The sequence below is a fragment of the Mesorhizobium sp. LjNodule214 genome, assembly GCF_964252735.1.
In the GTDB taxonomy this organism is placed as follows: Bacteria; Pseudomonadota; Alphaproteobacteria; order Rhizobiales; family Rhizobiaceae; genus Mesorhizobium.
In genome coordinates this window covers 56,210-77,781 of sequence record NZ_CAXUPE020000004.1, presented here as the reverse complement: position 1 = coordinate 77,781, position 21,572 = coordinate 56,210, and the positions used below count along the sequence as shown (strand labels likewise).

The 21,572-nt window shown below is 59.6% G+C and carries 23 protein-coding genes; 6 read left to right on the top strand and 17 right to left on the bottom strand.

Going from position 1 to position 21,572, the window contains the following annotated elements; genetic code table 11:
* Positions 1-367 precede the first annotated feature (367 nt).
* From tnpC to ACSQ3Z_RS32060, 15 genes are all read right to left on the bottom strand, one after another.
* A complete protein-coding gene (gene tnpC, locus ACSQ3Z_RS32130) occupies positions 368-1,900 on the bottom strand; it encodes an IS66 family transposase (RefSeq protein WP_436175235.1) in 1,533 nt (510 codons plus the stop codon).
* Positions 1,901-1,969: 69 nt separating this feature from the next.
* Entirely contained in the window at positions 1,970-2,326 is a 357-nt protein-coding gene (tnpB, locus tag ACSQ3Z_RS32125; RefSeq protein ID WP_023709031.1) for an IS66 family insertion sequence element accessory protein TnpB, read from the bottom strand.
* Positions 2,323-2,703, bottom strand: a complete 381-nt coding sequence (gene tnpA, locus ACSQ3Z_RS32120; RefSeq protein WP_436175436.1) for an IS66-like element accessory protein TnpA — start codon at positions 2,701-2,703, stop codon at positions 2,323-2,325. The genes tnpB and tnpA overlap by 4 nt, the downstream gene beginning before the upstream one ends.
* 140 nt (positions 2,704-2,843) lie before the next feature.
* Entirely contained in the window at positions 2,844-4,991 is a 2,148-nt protein-coding gene (locus ACSQ3Z_RS32115; RefSeq protein ID WP_436175234.1) for a type IV secretory system conjugative DNA transfer family protein, read from the bottom strand.
* 13 nt (positions 4,992-5,004) lie between these two features.
* Positions 5,005-6,030, bottom strand: a complete 1,026-nt coding sequence (virB11, locus tag ACSQ3Z_RS32110; protein WP_436175233.1) for a P-type DNA transfer ATPase VirB11 — start codon at positions 6,028-6,030, stop codon at positions 5,005-5,007.
* Complete coding sequence (gene virB10, locus ACSQ3Z_RS32105) at positions 6,027-7,490, bottom strand: type IV secretion system protein VirB10 (RefSeq protein WP_436175232.1); 1,464 nt, start codon at positions 7,488-7,490, stop codon at positions 6,027-6,029. Before virB10 ends, virB11 begins: the two co-directional genes overlap by 4 nt.
* On the bottom strand, positions 7,490-8,287 hold the full coding sequence (locus tag ACSQ3Z_RS32100; protein ID WP_436175231.1) for a TrbG/VirB9 family P-type conjugative transfer protein: 798 nt from the start codon (positions 8,285-8,287) through the stop codon (positions 7,490-7,492). Before ACSQ3Z_RS32100 ends, virB10 begins: the two co-directional genes overlap by 1 nt.
* Positions 8,284-8,991, bottom strand: a complete 708-nt coding sequence (locus ACSQ3Z_RS32095; protein ID WP_436175230.1) for a virB8 family protein — start codon at positions 8,989-8,991, stop codon at positions 8,284-8,286. Before ACSQ3Z_RS32095 ends, ACSQ3Z_RS32100 begins: the two co-directional genes overlap by 4 nt.
* An 83-nt stretch (positions 8,992-9,074) precedes the next feature.
* A complete protein-coding gene (locus ACSQ3Z_RS32090) occupies positions 9,075-10,118 on the bottom strand; it encodes a type IV secretion system protein (protein WP_436175229.1) in 1,044 nt (347 codons plus the stop codon).
* Positions 10,119-10,300: 182 nt separating this feature from the next.
* On the bottom strand, positions 10,301-11,035 hold the full coding sequence (locus ACSQ3Z_RS32085) for a type IV secretion system protein (RefSeq protein WP_436175228.1): 735 nt from the start codon (positions 11,033-11,035) through the stop codon (positions 10,301-10,303).
* 9 nt (positions 11,036-11,044) lie between these two features.
* A complete protein-coding gene (locus ACSQ3Z_RS32080; protein WP_436175227.1) occupies positions 11,045-12,145 on the bottom strand; it encodes a transglycosylase SLT domain-containing protein in 1,101 nt (366 codons plus the stop codon).
* A gap of 40 nt (positions 12,146-12,185) precedes the next feature.
* Complete coding sequence (locus ACSQ3Z_RS32075; RefSeq protein ID WP_436175226.1) at positions 12,186-14,588, bottom strand: VirB4 family type IV secretion/conjugal transfer ATPase; 2,403 nt, start codon at positions 14,586-14,588, stop codon at positions 12,186-12,188.
* Positions 14,585-14,878: a type IV secretion system protein VirB3 gene (locus tag ACSQ3Z_RS32070; RefSeq protein ID WP_006339854.1), complete on the bottom strand. Its 294-nt coding sequence runs from the start codon at positions 14,876-14,878 to the stop codon at positions 14,585-14,587. Before ACSQ3Z_RS32070 ends, ACSQ3Z_RS32075 begins: the two co-directional genes overlap by 4 nt.
* 3 nt (positions 14,879-14,881) lie before the next feature.
* Complete coding sequence (locus ACSQ3Z_RS32065) at positions 14,882-15,196, bottom strand: TrbC/VirB2 family protein (protein WP_023720448.1); 315 nt, start codon at positions 15,194-15,196, stop codon at positions 14,882-14,884.
* 12 nt (positions 15,197-15,208) lie between these two features.
* The gene (locus ACSQ3Z_RS32060; protein WP_436175225.1) at positions 15,209-15,811 is read right to left on the bottom strand and encodes a lytic transglycosylase domain-containing protein; all 603 of its coding nucleotides are present in this window, start codon (positions 15,809-15,811) and stop codon (positions 15,209-15,211) included.
* 138 nt (positions 15,812-15,949) lie between these two features.
* Here ACSQ3Z_RS32060 and ACSQ3Z_RS32055 point away from each other — a divergent pair, with 138 nt between their 5' ends.
* Genes ACSQ3Z_RS32055 through ACSQ3Z_RS32045 form a run of 3 tightly spaced genes read left to right on the top strand, consistent with a single transcriptional unit; the run spans position 15,950 to position 17,258 of the window.
* Positions 15,950-16,552 (top strand): hypothetical protein, encoded by a 603-nt coding sequence (locus tag ACSQ3Z_RS32055; RefSeq protein ID WP_436175224.1) that lies wholly within the window; start codon positions 15,950-15,952, stop codon positions 16,550-16,552.
* Positions 16,549-17,097 (top strand): thermonuclease family protein, encoded by a 549-nt coding sequence (locus ACSQ3Z_RS32050; RefSeq protein WP_095776128.1) that lies wholly within the window; start codon positions 16,549-16,551, stop codon positions 17,095-17,097. The genes ACSQ3Z_RS32055 and ACSQ3Z_RS32050 overlap by 4 nt, the downstream gene beginning before the upstream one ends.
* Positions 17,094-17,258, top strand: a complete 165-nt coding sequence (locus ACSQ3Z_RS32045) for a hypothetical protein (RefSeq protein WP_164753924.1) — start codon at positions 17,094-17,096, stop codon at positions 17,256-17,258. Before ACSQ3Z_RS32050 ends, ACSQ3Z_RS32045 begins: the two co-directional genes overlap by 4 nt.
* Here the strand turns inward: ACSQ3Z_RS32045 and ACSQ3Z_RS32040 are convergent.
* Complete coding sequence (locus tag ACSQ3Z_RS32040) at positions 17,255-17,599, bottom strand: hypothetical protein (RefSeq protein ID WP_111542654.1); 345 nt, start codon at positions 17,597-17,599, stop codon at positions 17,255-17,257. The genes ACSQ3Z_RS32045 and ACSQ3Z_RS32040 overlap by 4 nt on opposite strands.
* A 338-nt stretch (positions 17,600-17,937) precedes the next feature.
* Here ACSQ3Z_RS32040 and ACSQ3Z_RS32035 point away from each other — a divergent pair, with 338 nt between their 5' ends.
* The 3 genes from ACSQ3Z_RS32035 (at position 17,938) to ACSQ3Z_RS32025 (ending at position 20,933) form a co-directional block, all read left to right on the top strand.
* Positions 17,938-19,551 (top strand): RcgA family putative transporter, encoded by a 1,614-nt coding sequence (locus ACSQ3Z_RS32035; RefSeq protein ID WP_436175435.1) that lies wholly within the window; start codon positions 17,938-17,940, stop codon positions 19,549-19,551.
* Positions 19,541-20,566, top strand: a complete 1,026-nt coding sequence (locus tag ACSQ3Z_RS32030) for an RcgR family putative quorum lactone hydrolase (protein WP_436175223.1) — start codon at positions 19,541-19,543, stop codon at positions 20,564-20,566. Before ACSQ3Z_RS32035 ends, ACSQ3Z_RS32030 begins: the two co-directional genes overlap by 11 nt.
* Positions 20,567-20,669: 103 nt before the next feature.
* Positions 20,670-20,933: an ATP-binding protein gene (locus tag ACSQ3Z_RS32025; protein WP_348628983.1), complete on the top strand. Its 264-nt coding sequence runs from the start codon at positions 20,670-20,672 to the stop codon at positions 20,931-20,933.
* 90 nt (positions 20,934-21,023) lie between these two features.
* Here ACSQ3Z_RS32025 and ACSQ3Z_RS32020 read toward each other — a convergent pair whose 3' ends face one another.
* A complete protein-coding gene (locus tag ACSQ3Z_RS32020; protein ID WP_436175222.1) occupies positions 21,024-21,551 on the bottom strand; it encodes a helix-turn-helix domain-containing protein in 528 nt (175 codons plus the stop codon).
* Between the last annotated feature and the right edge of the window lie 21 nt (positions 21,552-21,572).

Sequence of the window (21,572 nt, the reverse complement as noted above, 5' to 3'; positions counted from 1 at the left end):
CTTTGTACGCCCTCCTTGGTGGTGGCCGCATTCGCGGCGCGGCGTTTCCTTCCTCTCGCGACTGTCGAAAGCCGACATCGGCGGGGTGATGCGAGAGGCAGGCTGCCCGGAACATGCAGCGAAGGCGGTGGAGCGCGCCCCGAAGACCGGCGGAGTGTTTCAGGGGAAAAAGAGCTCAATGGCAAGGGCTGGCTCCCTACTGCCCTGGTCAAGGCGATTGAGCTAGCCTGAGGACGTCTGCGGGAATAGCTACTTTGACCTCGCAGTTTAAACCGTGGCGGCTAGCGCATCAAATGCGGCCTGTGTTGGGCGGGAGGCTCGTTGTCGGCGATCGCCGTAGATTCTCGGCTAATCGTAAGCGCTGTTCTCAGGCCACGGCCTTGAGGTCTGGCTTTGTGACGTAGGCCCATGGCAGGAGATCGTCGATCCGGCTGTTGGGATGACCATCGACGATCCTGGTGAGGACGTCAGTGAGATAGCCGAGCGGTTCGACACCATTGAGCTTGCAGGTCTCGATCAATGACGCGATGAAGGCCCAGTGCTCGGCACCGCCGTCGGAGCCTGCAAAGAGCGCATTCTTGCGGCTGAGTGCGATGGGTCGGATGGACCGCTCGACCGTGTTGCTGTCAATCTCGATGCGACCGTCGTCGAGGAAGCGCGAGAGACCTTCCCAGCGCGAGAGCGTATAGCGGACCGCCTCAGCGAGCTTTGTCTTCTGGCTGATCAGGCCGAGCTTCTCTCGCAGCCAAGGTTCGAGGTCGGCGATAACTGAAGCGCTCTTTTCCTGGCGCATCGCGCGGCGCTCGTTGGCCGATCGGCCACGGATGTCATCCTCGATCTTGTAGAGTTCGCCAATCCGTCTGAGCGCCTCGCTGGCGATCGGCGCTGGTCCGGACACGGCCAGTTCATAGAAGCGCCGGCGCACGTGTGCCCAGCAGAAGGCGAGCGTCACGCCGCTTTTGTCGGCCAGCACGCGATAGCCGCCATAGCCGTCGACCTGAAGGATTCCGGTGAAGCCTGCGAGATGAGCGATCGGACGCTCGGCCTTTCGGTCCGGCGCATAGACATAGGCGACGCCCGGCGGGTCGCTCCCTTCCCATGGTCGGTCATCGCGGGCATAGGCCCAGAGTTGACCTGTCTTAGTCTTGCCGCGGCCGGGATCGAGCACTGGCGCGGTCGTCTCGTCGGCGAAGAGTTTTGGCGAGGACTTCAGCTTGCCAAGCAGCCGCTCATGCACCGGACGCAGGTGCCAGGCAGCGCGGCCGACCCAGTCGGCGAGCGTGGAGCGATCGAGATTGATGCCCTGCCGGGCGTAGATCTGCGCCTGACGATAGAGCGGCAGATGATCGGCATATTTTGAGACCAGCACCTGGGCGACCGTCGCCTCGGTCGGCAGGCCGCCCTCGATCAGCCGGGCGGGCGCCGGAGCTTGAACCACCACATCCTCACAGGCGCGGCAGGCATATTTGGGCCGGCGCACGACGATCACACGCAGCTGCGCCGGAACGATGTCGAGCCGCTCGCTCATGTCCTCGCCGATCCGATGCAAGCCATTGCGGCAGCACGGGCAGGCATGATCCTCGATGTCGACGACCATCTCCACGCGAGGAAGATGGGGTGGCAGCGCGCCGCGGTTCGCCCTGCGCTTGGCGACACGCGCCTGACGTTCGCCAAGAGCGGTCTGTGCCTGCTCTTCGTCACCGGCGGCCTCGATCTGTTCGGCCTCTTCGAGCCCCAGCAGCAATTGATCCTCGGGGAGCGTCTCGGCACGCCGGCCGAAGCGGTGACGCTGCAATTCCTTGATGATCTGAATCAGACGGACATTCTCGACGTCGCGCGCCAGGACCATCGCCTTCAGCGCGTCCGGATCGTCGGGAAGCTGGTCATCCGTCATCGCCATGAGCGGATCAGACCATATTCGCCGACAGCCCGCGACAGCGGAATCCAGGCTGATTCACTTGGTCGCGGGTCAGCCCGCCTGGGCTGGAACGCGGGTCCGGCGCGCCTCGTGGACCCGCCGCCAGTCGAGACCTTCGAGTAGCGCCGAGAGCTGCGCGGCCGTCAGCCGCATCATGCCGTCATGCACTTTCGGCCAGCGGAACTCGCCGTCCTCCAGACGCTTGGCATAGAGGCAGACTCCGGTGCCGTCCCAGAAGATCAGCTTGATCCGGTCAGTCCGCTTCGCCCGGAAGACGTAGACGGCCCCGCTGAACGGATCGGCCCCCATCGTCTCGCGCACCAGCGCAGCCAGCCCCTCCGCGCCCTTTCGGAAGTCCACCGGCTTCGTCGCCACCATGACCTTGACCGCACCCGTCGGCCCAATCACGTCGTCGCCTTCAGCGCGCGGATCACTGCGGTCACGGTCTTCGCATCCGCACCCCGGCCAACGCGCATGGCGATGCCGTCGATCTCAAGCTCGATCACGCCGGCGTCTCGGGTGGCTTTCCGTTTCCGCTGCTTCGATGGATGCCTGGCTACAGGTTCCGGCGCCGCCACAACCGCCGGCACGAAGGCAGGAGAATCTTGCTGCACCGAAGCAACCTGTTTGCGCGCTTCGCGGCGCCAGGCGAAGACCTGCTGCGGCCTGAGGCCATACCGGCGGGCGACCTCGGAAATGATTGCGTTCGGCTCCAGCGTCTCCGCGATGATCCGCGCTTTGTCATCCATCGACCACTGCCGCCGACCGCCAGCACCGTTGATCACCTCGAAACGTCGAGGTTGCCGCTCCGGAGCAAACGTAAGGTCAAGTCCAGACACAAGCCGATCTCCGATCCCAATGCAGAACCGGCAACCTCACAGATCGCGACCACTCCCGAAAGGTGGTCCCGAAACACCGCTTACGGCTAATCGACTAGATCAGGCAAAGCATCTTCGACGATGCTGAGATTTCGATCGAAAGTCTCGCTGTCGGATGCGTTGGCGCGCAGAGACCGCACCTTTTTCAGGATCGCCGCAACCGCCGCTTCTTTGTCGGGCGCTATGCGTGTTGTCACCGCTTTGGCGGCCAAAGCGGAAAAATCGACGGTGGCATAAGCTGGTACGGATCCAGCGTCTGTTGCTTTCAGCCGTTCTTTTACGATTGCAAGCCGGCCCGGCGGCGGAGCTATAGGGCCTGCTTTTGCGGCAAATGTTGCGCCGCGCCGCAGGCGGGTCTGCAAGAGGCCTGAGCGGTACGCGGGTGGTGTCGGCACAATCGTCGGGAGCGCGGGAGATGGAACCGCCGTGGAAGCGTCCAACGCAGGTCTTTTCGTGCGCGAAACCTCGATAGAGGCGGGCAGGGGCATGAACGCGCGTTTGGCGAGCTGACCGTCGGCGAAATAGAAATTGCGCGTGCCGCGGATTGGCAGTTCGCCACGCGGCAATATGATGACGCTGCTCTTGTCGAGCGTACGGATTTCATCTGGCCGCATCAGGGGCCGCCGCACTTCCTTGCGGTGCTCCGAGCGCGTGTAATATGTGTCGAACAGCGTTGCCTTGGTGCGCGTCACGTCCTTTTGCACGTCCGACGTTTCGCCGAGCTGCTCGGAAACGTAGCGCAGATCGTCTGCGTCCTGCGCGCCGAAAAAGATCTGCACGCGAGCAGCGTTGATGAGCGTCTTGCGCCCTTCCTGGCGATAAATCTCGTCTACGGCCTTCAGCGACTGCACGAAAAACCACATGGAAACGCCGTTGCCGCCGAGCACGCTCGCCATTTCGGTCACGTTCTCGAGCTTGCCGAGATTCTGGAACTCGTCGAGCAGCACAAGCACCGGATGCTCATCCGGACGCGGCATAGTTTCCGACATGAAGTTCATCATCTGCGTAATCAGGACGTTGAACAACGGTCCAAGTGAGGTGATCTGCTCGCGCCGTACGTCGAGATAAAGAGAGATCCGGTCGCGCTTCAGATTGCGAATATCGAACGTGCTGCGCGAGGTAGCTCGCATCAGGCGCTCGTTGAGAAAGGGGGCCATGCCGGTCCGCACGCCGGCGTAGATTCCGGAAAACTGCCGCTCAGACATCTCAAAATAGGGCAACAGGGTTTGCAGCGTGAAATGCGAGCATTCGCGGCGGCGTTCCTCGCGTAGCGAGCCGAGAAAGTCCAGGAGCGGCTGCTCGGCACCGTTCATGATCTCGAGGATTGTGGCGAAGGTTTTCTTCTCATTCGGGATTGCAGGCGCCTCCATGACGAAGGACGCAATGCCCGTAAAAAGGAGGCGGGCATCGTTGACCCAATAAGGGTCCGCGTTCGAAGGGGGGCGCGGAAACAATGCCGCTGCGATGTTGCGAAGGTCGATGTCGCGCTGTGCTGAGTCCAGCGAGATGAAGTCCATCGGATTGTAGCATGCGGTATTGCCGTCCGGATCAGCCGGCGCGAGACGCACCACGCGGCTCATGGTCGAACGGTAACCAGCAGTCGCCGCATAGGTCTCGCCCCGCAGGTCGAGAACCACGAGCGAATGCGGCCAGGTCAAGGCGTTCGGGATGATGAGAGACGTGCCCTTACCGGAGCGCGGCGGCCCTATGACGAAGCCGCCGATATCATCGCCATCAATCCACAATTTCTTGCCACCAATCAGCTTGCGCTTGGTCAGATGAATCTTGCCGGAGCGCTGATCGCGGCCGGGCGACAAAATTTCGGCGAGCTTGCCGCCGGCTCGACCGACGAAGACGCCGCCCACTTTCGTAAGGCCGCTTTTCGATACGTCGCTCATGGTCATGAAGCGAGAGTCATTGCGCTTTCTCGGACGCATGAGAAACAAGCTTACCAGTGGCAAGAGAAACCCTAATGCTCCTGCTGCAACGGCGTATTGTATCCTGCCAAAATTCCTCGCCATCACGTCCGACCATGCCCGACGAACAACCGGCAAGGGATTGGCGTTCAGCTGGTCGAACAGGACGTGGGAGCCAGTCCGGTACCAATCGGTCGCGACATAGGCGACCGTGAAGAGCAGGGCGCCCATGGCCATCGCCATAAGCATCATGAAAATTGCTGTTGCGATTTTCTGCATGGATGGGGCCTCTCTAGATCGTCTCCGCCTTGGTGAACTTGATCTCGCTGATGCCGCGCCGGCCGCCTTCGGTGCGGACCATCTGGACGACCACCGGAATGACCTCGCGCAGGTAGTCGAGGATTTCACTCCGTGAGAGGCCCGTACTGCCCTGCATGACCATGAGCGCCAGTCGCTCGTAGGCGGACCGGGCGGAATTGGCATGAACAGTCGTGAGTGAACCGGGATGGCCGGTGTTGATCGCCTGGAGAAACGCGAAGGTTTCAGCGCCGCGCAACTCACCCAACAACAGACGGTCGGGTCGCATGCGAAGCGAGGCTTCGAGCAGCTGTTGGGCGGAGACCTTGGCAAGGCCCTGGTCGCCCTTCGAGGCTATCAGCGTGACATTGTTGGGAGCCGGCAGCCTCAGTTCGCGGGTATCTTCGATCGTGATGATCCGTTCATGAGCCGGGATCTCCTTCAAGAGCGCATTCAAGAACGTCGTCTTGCCGGTCGACGTGCCGCCAGAAACGACGATCGAGACGCGGTTGCGCACCGCATACTGCAGGAATTCCATCGGCGACGTATCCTGCAACATCTCCACAAGTCGCTTTTCTTCGGTTGAAAGCGCCAGGCCGGCACCCATCGCCGTGTTTTCGAATGCGCCGAGATTCTTGTAGGCATCAAGGCTCATGTCCATGATGACCTGCTTGCGGATTGATATCGCCCCGCCTTCGGGAGCCGCGGGCGGCAAGATGCATTGGATGCGCTCGCCTGAGGGTAGTGCTGCCGACAGGACCGGTTTTTCTTCGTTGATGACCTGATTTGTCGCCGAGGCGACGCCCGTCGAGATGTTGCGGATCCAGCTGGGCGTGACCTCGCGCTTGACGACGTGCTCCATTTCCTTAGCGCCGAGGCGTTCGATGAACAATTCACCTGGCCTGTTGATCGCAATCTCGGAAACCGAGTCTTCGTTCAAAAAGGACCATATTGGCTCCAGGTGCGCGCGCAGCACCGGGGCTCTTGCCCAAGGGTCGGGGAGGGGATGCACGGCGTTCATTTCACCGGCCTCCCATAGCTGGGATAAAAATGATCCTTTGGCGTCGCGTAAAGAGGCGTGGGATCGATCGCCGTCTTCGGCCGCCCTCCTGCCTTCAGGCGCGCCACTTCTTCCTGGACGGGATCGGCGTACAAATCCGAAAAATCGAGATCTCGCCGCACCAGCACGACAACCGATGTGCCCTGGTCGACGTAGACTGTCGGGCCAATGTTCTGCGTGTCGCGAAACGCCTCCTGCGCGAGTTGCTGCAGGGCGGTCGATGACTTGTCGAAGGCGATGCCGCGGGCGTCGCGCTGCGACCCATTGCCACCATAAGTTACGGTCGTGGTCTCACCGGTTACGGGATCGATCGTCGACACCTGGCGCTGTTGTCCATCCTGGCCGCTATCGCCAAGCGAGGACAGATATTCAGAGACGCCGCCAACGACGGAAAGCATGATGGCGTTGCCGTACCTTTCAACCCAGTGCGTATCGACACGGCCGCCCATGCCACCGCGGCCAAGCGCGTCTGCGCCAGGCGATTTGATATCGACGGAAATACCGTCCGAGCGAATGACCCTGTTCCAGACGATGAAAACACGCTTTTGACCGCGCGCGAGTCCAGAGCGGTATTCCCCGGTCAGGCGCGAGCCTTTTGGAATAAGGATCCGCCTGCCGTCGAGCGAAAAGACATCCTCACGCACGACAGCGCGCACGGCGCCGGGAAGGTCGGTGTTAACAGCGGTTTCCAAATAGCCGCGAAGGATCGTTCCTTCAGGGATCAACGCATCGGTGCGTCGGAAGACCCTGGCTTTGACGATGCTGGAAGAGCTTGCCTCTGACTGTGCCAGGAATGCCTTGTTGGGATCGCTGTCGGCGCCGGGGACCGGGATGATCTGACCGTCGGGCGCGATTTCGACCTGTGCCGCCTGGGCGCCGGCGTCCGTCGAGCCGGTTTCACCATTCGTCACCATCTGGTTCGAGCGCAGCCGTTCCCACACGGCTTTTTCATGCTCGGCGGCCTCAGCCTTGCGGCGAGCCTCGTCGTCGGCCGCGGCCTTGCGGCGGGCTTCTTCCGCCTCGGCCTTGCGGCGAGCTTCCTCGGCCGCCATTTGTGCCTCCAGCGCCCGCCGCTGCGCATCGAGATCCGCACCCTCCTGCACGGTCTGATCGACATTGTCGGCTTGCTGCGTGCCGTTCTGGTCGGCGGCCGGTGGCGGCACCACGATCTGGTCGATCGTGCCGTCGGCCGGTTGAGGCGGCTCGTTCAACGCCGGCGGGCGAAACTCTGGCGGGTTGAAGTTTTCCTCGGCATCGCTGCGAAGATCGCGCGATATCGGCTCTCGAGGCCAGTTCAGCCATATCAACGCGCCCACGAGCACCACGCCGAGGCCGACCAGGGCGATTTTGGTACCCACACCCGCACCGCGGCGCGCCACCGTCGGGCTGCCGTCCAGTTGGTTATAGTCGATCTGCGTCATCACCGCCCCCCGCTGGATCCGAACAGGGTGGAACCGCGTGTCAGTTTCGTTGGACCGTAGACCTGCTCGACTGGATCGATGGCGTTGGGTCGAGCCCGGTTGTACAGGCAGAGCGTCTTGCCGTCGGCTCGCAAGGTGAATTGCCGTGCCACCTTGTCGATGACGGTGTATTTGCCCTGCGTGCGAACGTTGACCAGCGACTCATGGCGCTTGTCGTCGACCACGAAAATCGCCGGGATGTCACCCTTGAACTCCAAAAACACCTTGGTGCCGTCGTCGAACACGGTGCGCGGCTTCAAGCTGTCGTCGCCCTTGTAGGCATAGTCGTAGTTGAGAGCGGCATAGTTCAGGTCCTTCAAATCCGGATCGGCGGCGCTCTCCTTGGCCTGCGAGAGCAGGCGCGCGTTGATATCCTCGTCCGGGTATTTGAACCGGACCTGGAAGGATGCCCGGTCACGGCTATTGTCAGTCGCCTGCAGCAGCAGGGAATAGACGCGCCGGTTGGTGACCACGTTGACGTTGGTCCATGCATCGCGCTCCAGCGGCTTGACGAAGAGGAACCGGGATCCGCGCTTGGGGATGATTGACCAGCCTTTCGTGTCGCCAGCGGAGACAGTTTCGATGACTTCGGTCGGACTGAGCTCGACCATGGTCGAAATGCCAAGAGCGGCGCGCACCGACGTCACGTCGTCATTGTTGAAGGTGACATATCGGATGCGGCCGTCGCGTGCGGCCGCGCTGTGCATCGCGCCGAGCAGAAGGGCGGCCGATAGGACGAGGCCCGCGCGCCGTCTCATTGCAGGCTCCCCGCGGCCGGGGCCGATTCCTGGTCGCGGCGATAATCCGTAACCTGAAATCCCAGCGGATTGTCGAAACGCCATTCGTTCTTGAGCGGCGTTGAGGTGTAGCGGAATTTTATCACCGCCACCCAACTGTCGGCGGTGGACGAATTGTCCCGCCGCGTCGTCGTGGCAAAGCGCACCGAAGCTGTATTGCGATTGAGCAGGGAAACCGACTTGATCTCGACCGCCACGGTGACATTGCGGCCATAGGTCTTGTCCAAGGATTGCGGATTTGCAGGCGTGAAAAGCCAAGTCAAATCCTTGGACGCCGCGTCGGTTGAGTAGAGCTGCGCCAGGTCGTAATTCTGTTTCAGTTCCCGGGAATCGTATGTTTCTCGGGCACGAATGTAGCGGACGAGATTTGCCGCCGTGACGGCTTCGTCCTGTGACAAATCTCCAGGCTTGAGCGCGCGCATGATCTCGAGGTAGCCCGTCGATTTGTCGACCTCGACAACGTACGGTTCGAACTGCCGCAGGGGCAGGATCAGCACGAGCGCCAACAGCGACAGCACAGCAACCAGCCCTGAAATGCCGCTGACGATCCAGGCCAATGTGCGCGATCGACGCATTGACCTGTGCGTGTCGTCTTCCCAGGTCGCGCCTGCCCTGTAATAGCGCTTGTCGACGAGTTCGCGGCGGCTGCTAGCAGGTGTTTCCATTGAGATTGACACTTTAGTATTGCCTCGTTTGCGCGACGATCCCGATCCGATCGAGGGCCGCGATCGGTGATCGTTCGTGTGTTCTAGGCCAGAGGCTTGGCGTTATCGCGCGCACCTTGCTGGATGGCGGACCGAGCTGCGTCGTCCGCCCTTGCTGCTCGCGGAGACCGGAAGCTGTTTGCTGCGAGCTGCCGGGCGCCCCGAGCGGCGCGGCCGGCGGCCCATCGGGCACCGGAGTAGCGCACCGCGTTTCTGCCGAAGTTTCTATAAGGGTTGTATGCGCCCACGGTGCTGAGATACCCGCCGCCATTCAGGATGGAGGCAATCGAGGGTATCTGCATGAGAACGTAGATCCCGATGATCGTCACCAGCACCAGGGGCAGCACCAGCGACATCTTGCTGTCCATGGTCGCTCCACCGGACGTGGCGGTGTTCAGCGCCGCATTGACGAGCGAGAAGTAGAAACCGAGAAAGCCGTAGATCAGGATTTGCTGGATCATGAGAAAGGTGGTGAGCGAAAGGAAGCCTTCGCTCATGCGCGATGACCAGCGGTAAAGCCAAAGAATGATCCATATCGGCGCCAGGGCGAGCGTGATGAACAACATCACCTTGGCGGCGATGATCGCGGCAATGGCAAGCGCTGCGAAGATGATGGCCGACAGCAGGACGAGCAGCGACAAGAGCGCGCCAAAAATGTCGTAGAAGGATCCGCTATAGACCTGATTGGCGACGTCCTGCGCCCCTTGATAGAGGTTGTCGATAAGCGCTGGAATTGCCGCCTGGTCGCTGAGCTGATTGCCGGTGGCTCGCGACACGGCGCCGACGATCACCTTGCCGACCTCATCTGGAATGCTTTGAACAAGCTGGTAGATCGTCGCGGAAAATGTGCCCCATCCGGTCAGCAGCAGATAGATGATGACGGCGCGGCCGAGGCGATAGGCCGCTTCGAGCGGCGAAATTGACTCCCGCCCGCTCAGGATCGAATAACCCCACCACACGATATAGAGGGTCAGCATGAGGGTGAAGACGTTGCCCATCGCATTGCCCAACTGCATATAGACGGTGCGGACGAAGTCCTCACCGATGTTGTCAATGCCACCGAGAATGCTTGCGGCGAGACCGTTCATGGATCCTCGTCAATGATGTTGGCGAACGGCGCTGAATTGACCGGTTTTAGCGCGCCGCATTCGTCAGCGGCGGCATACGCCAAAGGCCCGCACGGCGCTTTCCGTTCGCGATTTGCGCATCCAAACAGCACTGCGCCGAGCCCAATCAAAGCGCATATGCAAAGCACTCGCCTCGACAAGCGCTAGCCTCCGCTCTTGCCAAATTCCGCGAACGGATTGACGTTGCGCGGCGTCATCATCTTCTGCACCTGGCTCTGACGAAGAAGGTCCCCCTTCAGCTTCTCATTCAGGGCCGCGACCGCGCCGTTCTGGACACCGATCAATTCGTTGACCGCGCGCGCATTTTCCAGCTGCATTCGGGTGTTCTGGTCCACCGATCCCTTGACGTCCTGCGACTGCCCGATCTGCCCACTCGCGGATTGCAGAGACTGTTGGCGCTGGGTGACGCCCTGCGAGGCCTGCGACGTCAGCGCGCTTAGCAGCGAGGCCACGTTGACGCTGCCGCCATAGGCTGTGTTGACGGCGCTTGTCTCCTTGCCGGCAATCTGCTGGAGTTGTTTCACCAGCTGCAGCCCATTGATGACGGCGCCGGCGATTTTCTGGATTTCGGGCGACAGGCCACCAAACGAAAGCGCGCCGCCATTCAGGATCGATCCGAACGACGGAGCCTGCGCAATCGACATGTTGCCGCCAAGGCCCATTTGTCCGATGCCGAGCGAACCATCACGACTGCCACTAAGAGCCTGCAATATCTCCTCGCTCTTTTTCAGGATATCCTTGTTCGAGTCCATGATGGAGTTGGTGTTCTCCGCATTCTTGCGGGCGACATCGAGATTGGCGCCATCGATGACCGCAATCTGTGCAAAGCTAGCGCTCGTCCAAAGCGCCATGCCGGCAGCAATCGCCAATTTCTTCATGTCAGCCTCCTATTGCTGTAGGGAATCGATCACGCTGGCAGCACCAGCAGGGTCGCTGGCGATGATCGTCGAGCGGCTGTCGGCCGAGCTCGCCGCCGCGTTCTCAACCGCGCATCGTAGCGACCGGCGGCGATCGATCTTCAACCGTTCCAGTTCCGCGGGATCACAAGACAGCGGGTTTGGAGAGCCGCTCTTTGGCGGTTGCATCAGCTTGGACGACTGCGATGCGTGAACGTTCTGCAACGACAGAAGTTGGGCCAGCAACGCCGTAAAATCCCCGGCCTGGGCGAGGTATTGGTTGGTGACATCGGCGTTGATCCCACGAGCCGACGAGTTCAGCTCCCAAGCGTCCTTGTATTCGGTCACCTGGCCGACATTGCCCGCCAGCGCGTCGATTGTCGCGTCGTTGGCGCCCATCTGCGATGAACTTGCATCGAGACCGCCAGCCGCCTTCCTCACCGCACCCATAGCCGCGCCCTGCGCCGTGCCGCCCGCGCCGTCGGCGGTGACGATCGAGAAGGGTGGCGGTGCGGCGGCCGGAGCCTTGCCGCTCGATACATAGTCGTTGAAGTAGCCGTTCCAGCGTCCGACACCGCCGGCCCACCCTCTTTGCTCGGCAGCGTCCGATCCGTTGTAGAAGGAGGCAAGACAGCTATAATTCGTCGCCCCGCATTGCTTGACACCCATCCCGAGATATTTGACACCGCCTTCGACGTTCTGCTCGTTCACGTCGCGGTCAAGTCCCATGGACTTACCGGTGCCCTTGGTCAGCTGCATGACGCCTTTGACGCCGGTGTGGCTCCCGGCGCATGTGTCGAAGCGCGATTCCTGATAGGCAACGGAAAGCGCCAGGCCTTCGGGCACACCGTACTTTTGCGCATAATAGCGGATCATCTTCACGTTGCCCGCGTCGCGCTGCAACGCTTCGGCCGGCGATCGGCGAAACATCTGTGATCGGTATTTGTTCGAATAGGTGCAGACGACGCTTTTCTTCTTGTCGGTTTCATCCTTCTTGGCCTCGTCCGACTTCGTGCTGTGCTGCTCGTCCTCTTGCCGCTTGTCGAGGTTAGCCCCGTCAATCACCGCGATCTGAGCGACAGCCACGCTCATGCTTTCCGCCGTCGCGAGAGCAACGGCCAGACAAAAGCTGCTAAGCCGCTTCGTCATGCTCGTTCTCCCATCCGCAGAAGTATGGCAGCCACATCTCCGGCTCATCGCCGAAGGTTTCCCGGAGCCGTGCGCATTCCTTGCTGTTGGCTTCGTTCGAGGACAAAACCTTGATGAGATCGGGCATCGCCGACAAATCGAGCTTCGCTACGATCGAGTCGCTGTCGTGCTTGACGAGGAAGGTGCGTGTTTCCTTCGCGGTTCGGCGCACGAACTCGAATTCCTTCGCTGTCAGCGAGAAGCGCTCCATGTAGGACTCCTTGCTCGCCTTCGGGTTGGGGAAGAAAATGTTGGTCTTCGTTTGCTCGATCAGTGACGACGAGATGGAGGAACTGACGACGTCTTCCGCTGTCTGCGTGCCAAAGCCGACCACGCCGTTGCGGCGACGAATGGTCTTCAGCGTCTCATTGATGAAGGCAGCGAAAACCTCGTCGTCCAACAGCTTCCAGCCTTCATCGAGGAAAAGCATGATCGGCGAGCCGTCGATGACGTCCTCGAGACGATGGAAGATGTAGAGCAACGCCGCCGAGCGCAGCTTTCGGTCGCCCAGGATCTTCGTCATGTCGAACCCGACAACGGGTTTCGAGAAATCGACCAGATCGACGGGATTGTTGAAAAGCCAGCCCTTGTCCTTCGGGTCGAGCCAGGGTTGTATCCGCGCCGCCAGATCATTCATGCCAGGCATGAGCGAGCCCCGCAGCACTTCCGGCAGCAGGTCGAAGGTCCGCTGTTCGCGCGGTATCTTGTAGATCATGTCGACGGCCGCGTTGATGACGCGCATCTCGGCCACATCAAGCGCGCCGCCTTCCGGCGTCAGAATGTAAAGGAGTAAATCTTCCAGGAAAGAACGGTTTTCCGCCGTGTCATCAAGCTGCAATGGCGCGAACCCGGTCGGCTGAGAGGGTTCCATCACCTCGTAACGACCGCCGAGCGCCCGAACGAAGATCTCGGCGCCGCGCATGTAGTCGAAATAAACACATCGCGGCCGCGGCATGATGCGCATGGCCTGCGCCATCAGGAACGACAGCACCACGGTCTTGCCTGAGCCGGTCGGGCCGAACACCGTGAAGTGCCCGACATCGTGTACGTGGAAATTGAAATAGTAGGCTGTCTGGCTGGTCGTCTCGAGCAAGGCGATGGGCCGTTTCCAATGCAGCCGCTCACGTTGGCCGGACGGGAAATTGTGTCCTGAAAAAAGGCCGGCGAAATTCAGCGACGAGATCAACGCACGTCGCGCGATGTAGCTGAAATTTCCCGGCAACTGCGCCCAGAAGGCCAGTTCCGTGTTCAGTGTCTCGCGGACCGGCACGATCGACATGCGCGAAAGTTCGGCCGTGATGTCGGATAGCGCACGATTGAGACCAGTCATGTCCGGCGCCAATGCCATGACGCTCATGTGATGTTGTCCGAATACGACTTCGCCGCCAGCCAGCTTGTCGGCACCGTCGTGGACGGAGACCTCGACCGTCGTGCCCGCCTCGTCGGAACCCTCGACCTGGTTGGCGATAGTGTTGATCCTGCGCATCGCCGTGACACGGTCTTCGATCGCGAAACTTTGCGTCAGGACAAACTCATGCGGCAGTCGCAACAGACCGTCCAAAGAGCCCGGCGCGGTGAACGGCGGATATTCCTTGATTGACACCATGGCGCCGAGCTTGGCTTGGTCCGGACCGCGAAGTTCCAGCGCCGACTTGCCGAAAAACAGCTGCCGCGTCGCCAGCACATCGCCAAGGGACATGCGCGGCAAAGGCATTTCCACGTCGCCACCACCGGCGAGGATTTTCGCCAGAAATTCGGCGGGCTCGGAAAAGAAGCTGTCGCGGCGCTTCACGACACCGAGAAGACGTCCCCCATATGCGCTGAAATCCTTGACCATGCCGTCGAGGATGTCATGCAGTTCGGCTATTGCCTCTTCGCGGGTTTCTTCGCCAGCGGTGCTGATACGGAATGCATTGAGCGCCTTGTCCACCCAGCCGACCCGGCCGACCATCGGGCGCCGTATGACCGTCAGATACGCCTCGTTGACGAAGAGGTTTTTCGAGCCAAGCTCGTCCATGTAGCGGGCGTCGAGCTCGGCCACGAAAGGATTGTCAAAGTCGCCTTCGATTTCCGGGGTCACGTGACGGCGGATGATCGTTGTGTAGACCGCAAACCGAGAGGTCGAGAGATTGCGGAACGTGGTGTTGCGGTTGAACATTCGGCTGTTCAACTCGGCCTGGTCCATCGTCTGGAATGGCAGGCCGCTGAGCCGGATGGCGCCGACCAGAAAGCCGCTCTTCGTCACGATCAGATTGTCATCGACATGGCGAAGGTAGGGGATGTGCATCGCAGCCGGCTTTTCGCGGCGGCGCTCACGGCCAAACTTCAGCTCTGCATCGAGGCTCATGGCGAATAGCTCCTCGCCCCCCAGAAAGTGAGATTCGCCACCGCTCCGCGTTTGGAGACGCGCCGCTCGAAAATATGAAAGATGTAGGGATCGCGCTGGCACAGATATGCGCTTACCAGATGCACCACGCCGAAGACGCCAAGACCGAGCATGAAGCTGCTCGTGGCGATAAAGCCGATCACCGCCAGGATGCCGTTCAATGCAAAAACTTCATATCGCACCCCCCATTTCATCGGCGGGCGTGTCAGGGGCAGGCTGACCGGCTCGACATAGACTTCCTCGTCGTCCATGGCTCAGCTGCCTCCTGCCGTCGCGCGAACCGCGTCCACCAGCTGGGCAGCGCCGAAGATAAGAGCGATGCCAATGATGATGGAAAAAGCCATCATCCACGCCAGCCGCCCCGTCATGGCGAGGAAGCCGAGAAAACAGACCGCGATGATGGCGAATGAGCGCGCTATGTTGCCCTGCAGAACGCCGACGAACCATTCCAGCACGTTTTCGACTGGCGCCGCCGATTGGGCGTATGCGGTGGCTGGCGCCAGAGCTATTCCGACCGCCGAGGCCAAGGCCAGTTTCAGAGCAAATTTGCCTGCTTTCCTGTATTCCACCCTTGGCTCCTTTCAGTTGCCGAAATCCATGACATGACCCTCCTGCCAAGCGTCTCCGCTTGCTGGCGGACCGGCCGCGAGCATTTCGGATTTGGTCAGGACGGGCTTCTTCGCGACACCGCCGAACTTCCAGCGGTTGAGGATTTTCACGATGTATTCCGCGGTCTCCGGATTCACCGGAATGCCCTGCGCCTTGTAGACGCTGTTGGGCCCGGCGTTATATGCCGCCAGCATCAGCAGCGGATCCTGGAACTCGTCATAGAGTGACTTCAGATAGCGCAAGCCAGCCCGAACATTCGCCTGCGTATCGCAACGGTCGCTCACGCCGAGATCGGCCGCCGTCCCCGGCATCAACTGCATGATCCCAAGGGCTCCGGCCTTGGACGGACCCTGATTGGCGCCGAGATCGCTTTCAGCCCATGCGATCGCCTCGGCCAGATCGGCGTCGAAGCCTTCGTCCCGCGCGACTGAACGCACAAGTTCGTCGACTTCAGTACGGTTTCCGGTCTTGCACGCCCCAGGCCTCTGCGCCCCGACTGAGGTAAGGGCTTGCGCCGGCGTTGCAAAGGCGACCGCGACGCGGTCTGATGCCAGATCCCGGCCGTGCGCTTCCAAGGGCATTGTAGCGGCACACAGGGTGAGCAGAAGAGCTGTTCGAGTGTTCATACTGTCGCCAAAATTTAATACTTTACTATGGCTACACGCAGCCCTAGTAAAGTGTCAACACCATATGCACCGCAGGGACGGATTTCGATGAAACAGATTGCCCTTTGCACGGCTTTGCTGCTCCAGGGCACCGCGGCTTATGCTGCCGGCACCGACGCCCCAAGCGCCTTCGCGCAGCCGTCGGAACACTACCTGCTCCAGTTTGCCAAGCCGGGCGAGAAGGTGTTCGTCTATGAGCGCTACGATGCGAAAGGCGCGCTCTTTCAGCGCGACGCGGCGACCCTCAGTTCGCCGGTTAAGGCGTCGTCGGCGACCGAGCGCGTCATCAACGGCGTGGCCTATCGACTGCGCGGCCTCGCGGCCTGCCCAAATCCAAAGATTACCTACAAGACGCAGGAGTGGGACTGCACGAAGGCCGCGCAGGACTATGAAGAAGGAATCTACAACCATCGTGCTTCTGTCGTGCTTTGCAAAACGCTTGTGCTGCAGAGCAGGAAGGGGGAACCCGACGCCGTGTCGTGTTTTTCTCTCGTGGGTGCGGGCAATACAAACGACCCGTACAACGTCGCCTACGACGATGACGAAATGGTTTTCTTCGGCATGGCCGCAATCGGACGCAACAAGGACGGCAAGTCGCTGCGCCCCGATCTGGAGCACTCCGCCGACCTCGGTGGACAGTTCCAGGAATGAAACAGGCGCGCTTTGCAGTGCTGGCCGCTTTTGGTTTGTGCGCATCGGCACAGGCCCAGGATGCATCCGAATCTGCTGCGCAAACGCCCTTCGCGGTATCGAAATCGGCTCAACTGCTGACTGGAGATACCTGGCGTGACGGCGACCATCTTTTCCGCCTCTATGGCGTGCAGTCATGTCTTCGCGGCACGTCGGCTGAACAGCCAAATGGGAACAAACTCGATTGCGGGAACATCTCGCTGGCGCATCTGGCAGCACTGTTCGATAGCGCGGCGGTGACATGCCAGCCAATCGGCTACGCCCTCGACAAGGCGGCCTTTGTCGTCTGCGGTGCGCAGTTGAATGGCGACACAATCGACGTCGGTACCGCGCTCATAGCGACCGGATACGCGTTTGCCGCAACGACAGCAAAGGGCAAAGCCGTCAATGAGAACTACCTCGTCGCGGAAATCAACGCTAAGATGAAACGTGCAGGTTTGTGGGGCACGACGTTTCAGCACCCTGTTCAGCTGCTGCTAAATAAGCGATCGGAGAGACAAGAATGAAGCACGACGATGAGGCGCACAAATATTACTATCCCGTGGAAGGACGCGGTGACGGCGCTATTGGCGGAGCCGCGGCGTTCTTGGCAATCATCTTGGTGCCTGCAGGGCTCTATGCGGCCTGGAATACCGTGGCCTCATGGATTTCAGCGCTCTTCTCCTAGGCCTGCAGTTTCGCGAAAGAACCGAGCAACGCGCGCAAATCGTCGACGTCAATCTCGCACCAGTCGTTCCCCAACAACCGACAGAAATAAGCTGCCTTCATTTTCATCTCAACGACATCGGCCACCGGCGCAGCGGCCGCGCGCCGACGCGCGATAACCTCTTCCGCCATGACCGAATCCAATCGCCGGCCGGTCAGGGTCGCGTCCGGCCCTTCTGCCCCCATCCATCGCTTGCCGAGACGTTCAACCATGGCGACTGCTTGACGATGCGCCGCGATCAGATTCGGGACCCCGTCTGCCTCTTCCACCACTCCGTTGTTACAGACCACTTGAATGGGCATCGATTGGCTCCACGCTCATGACAATTCGTAAATGATACCTGGGGAGGCGAGAAAAATAGGGATGGCTTCATCCCTCTGCTTCTCAGGCTGCCGAAGCCCTGGCTTCCCCTACTTTTCGCTCATGCGGTCGCGACCGATCCGGGCAGCTCAGTGCCCTGGCTGGCGGTTTGCGAAACATCTCCCCCGCAACAACCGTGTGCAGCCTCTCCAGCGGGTCACCAGTCATCGATCGTCTCCCGTGCCGGCCAAATCCAGTTGATAAAAGCGTTGATTGAGCACGAAGGCACGATAAGATACGAAGCCTAGCGAAGCGGAACGAAACTAGAGCCTATAAGTTGTTGTTTAAGAACGGAAAGTTATTTCTCCCTCCGCCCAGAGACGGGAGTGATTTCAAAGAATTATTCAAACGATTGGCGGCGGCGGGCGCGGGTCGACTGTTGGGCAAAGACGGGTTTCCTGCCGGCCCATGGACGCCCGAGCTCCTTGCAGAGGCGATTTCACAGATTGATTCCAACCGGGTTGGGGTCGATCTACGAACGGTGCAGCTTTGGTTTCAAGAGAACGAGAAGGGCATTAGCACTGCCAACATTCGTTGGCTGGCGAGGATTCTTGGATGCGATGATCCGGTCGCAACTAGCGAATGGCAGATAGAGCTTAGTACGGCGCAATCGCGGCTATCGATCAAGAGACGAGGATGGAAGACAGCCGGAAGCAGCGTTGCACAGGAGATTCCAGATACGGCACTGACTGCGACCTTCGACGACGAGACAGACTCCCCAGCAGTGCTGACACGGGATACTGACCCCAAGGGGCCGAGCCGGCGTTTTAGTTTGGCGAGGAAATCGGAGGCGTTTTTTAGTCGCGGATCTCCCCTGAATTTACCGGCGTCGGTGTTTGCGGGTGTCACCGCTCTTGGGTTTTTGTCGTATCTTACGGGGATTCACAGCGTGACATATGGCCGGGCGGATGGCGTCGTCAAGCAGGTTGGGTTTCTTTGGACAGCGAATTGGACATTCGTCTTCATGGTATTTTTGCCACTGTTTTTTGCCTTCGTGACAGAGCTGGTGACCTTTTGGAAGGATGAAGGCCGCCCAAAGCTTGTAGCGCAGGGCGACAAGATGGAAAGCGACGATGCCTGGGCGCGCAGCGTACAAGCTTCTTCGTATTCATATTGGGCGGTTCTTTTGATTTGTGTGGTATTCGCCGGCCTTTTTCAGTGGATCGGCGTGTCTTTAATCCCGTTGCTCAAAGGTGGTGGCAGCTATGCGACGGACTGGGGCTCGTTAGCGATTGTGCGCCCTGAAGTTATATCGGTGCCGGAAGCGATCGTGTTCACGGGGCTCGCTTACCTATACATGTGCCTATGTTTTTATCTGTTCTTCGTAGGTCTAATTTTGCTTTATACAGTGATCCATGATCTTTGGAAAATTGGAAAAGCAGCGAGTAATCCGCCCGAGGTGGATTATCAATACGGCTTCCATGAAGCCAGCCTCAGGGTTATGCGCGCGATTTTTCGGTGTACTGTTTTGGGGCTTCTGATCGCCATAGTCATGAAGCTCCAGAGTGCTTACCTGACATCGCGTGGGGAGAATATTGTGGCGTGGTTGGTCGGCGATATGTCTTCCGCCTTCTATGGGCGAAATGATGTGAGCGCCGTGATCAGCTACCGTAGGCCGACCCATTATAGTAGCCTTCTTATCGCTATTTCGACCTGTGCTGTATTTCTGTACGGCTCCATCCGTGTAGGTGTCGAACCTCGGTTTCGTATGTCTTTGTGTAAGATGTCAGCGATCGTAGCGTTACTCGTGGCTAGCTACTTGCTGATCGATGCATTTGCTGGCTTTTCGATCCTTCTGGGCGTTGGAGTGCTGTTCGCAATATATGGCTTGTTTGATCCAGGGTTGGGGCGACGGCAAGCGATTAAGTTGGGAAACAATCAGAGTGTATCATAGTTGGCTTGATCATTGGGATGAGCGGCGGGCGCGACGCGGTGAGGAAGGGAAGAAATCAACCGATTTCGCCCTTGACGCGGAACGCGCCTTTCCAGGTGCGGATAAGATAGCAAGTATCGAGGAATTCTGTGCCCTTGCGGACCAAGCCGTGGCTGATCCAGCCTTTTTCGATGACCCGAATGTGAGTGTTCAGGGGTTTGAAAGGCTAGATGGGTGGCTCAAATTTCCATCGGACATATCTACTGATATCGAACAGAACAATGTCGTCTCGGCGAAAATCACAGAAAGCGGGTCGTTCGATCAGGCGATGGTGATTTTTCACCATTGGAATGCAACCTTCCGGAATCGTCAGATCGCCAACTTTTTCTCGCAACGTGGCATCACGGTTGTCGAGATCGCTATGCCTTATCACTTCGAGCGCAGCCGTCCCGGCTCCGCGCACGCTGACTATATGCTTAGCCCTAATCTCGGTCGAACGATTCAATCTGTAAGGCAGGCAGTGTTAGATGGGCGAAAGCTCATACGTTGGTTGAAGATCGAAGGCTATCGAGAGATTTCAGTTCTCGGTATGAGCTTAGGCTCCTGGGTTGCGGGCCTTCTCGCGGCGCACGACTCGGCTGTGTCGAAAGCCTCGTTGTTTCTCACGGCGGGGAGTCTAGCGGATATGGTTTGGACGGGTCGCGCGACACGATTGATACGTGCTAGTCTCGAGCCAGCGATTAAGCTGACCGAGCTCAGAAGGGCTTGGGGTCCACTTAACTTGGAGAATTACGCAGATAGTTTGGCACGGCCTGATCTCGGTCTTCACGTTGTGTTGGCTAAGAGAGACAAAGTGGTGTTGCCAGAGCTATCGGAGAGGTTCATGCAGAGGCTGAAGGACGCCGGAGCTAGGCCAAATATTTTGGAATTAAACTGTGGTCATTATTCGCTCGCCATGCCGCCATACATTTTGTTGGCCGGTTTGAGCTTGAAGCGGTTTCTGTCGCGTGCTGACAAGTCTGCCCGGCAAGCATGAGTTTGGCGTTGGCCGGTCAGTTCACCAGCAAATTCTCTGGTGGGCATCACGACACTAAGGTGATGAATCTGGGTCGCCCCCCTACCGGAACCGACCCCTGGAATTGGCCGACAACGGCGCAGGCGTGACACCGGCAAAAGTCACGACACCCTTCTACTCTACACGCGCCGGCAATCACACCGGGCTAGGTTTGACGGCTTGTTCTCATATGGTTTCGACCCTCAAGAGGAAGCTCTTCATCAGCAGAATTCCCGACGCCGGCACAGTCGTCCATGTTAAAGTCCCTTATCATCCCCGCCGCTGCAACAGGCTAGCAGCCGACGATGACAGCAGCGGCTCGACAGCCGCGGCGGGGGTGCTAGTCTAAAGTCGGCCGCTGGGCCTGACGGGCAGGGGCATGGGAGCGGTCGCCGGCTGGGGGCGTATTACAGGCCCTTTAGGAACACTCGTCAGGCGGCTAGATGTCGGCTCCGCCAGGTGGGATCTTTTCGGAAAAGAGGAAGGTCGCTGGATCAAGTTTCAACGCCTTGGCGATCGCCGCAATCGTGTCCACGCTGATATTGCCGCTCGCGCGTTCCAGTTTCGTGAATGTCGCCTCCGCCACGCCGATTAGTACGGCCATCTCATAGCGGTGCAAAGTACGTCGTTGTCGCTCAAAATCGATGATGTGCGCCAGCCGCTTGCGAATCGCATTGTCGTCCAACCGATGCGCCCATTCCGGAACTTTCTTGCCGCCGGCGAGCAGTGATGCAAAAGACAGTTGCAAGCCGTTTGCCATGATCTGCAGCGTCGTCAATGTGACATTATTTTTCTGACGCACAGTCTGAATGTAGGTTCGATAGGCCAGTTTTTCGCCCTCGGCGGTCCGAAACAGTTCGGCCATGTGCATATGGGATAGGCCGCGTCTGGCTCTCTCCCGCTCAAGCGTCAGTGCAATGTTGGCGCGCAACGGGTTGTTGACCACGCCTCCGTCGTCTCGTTTCATAAATCGATGTAGTCGCACAAA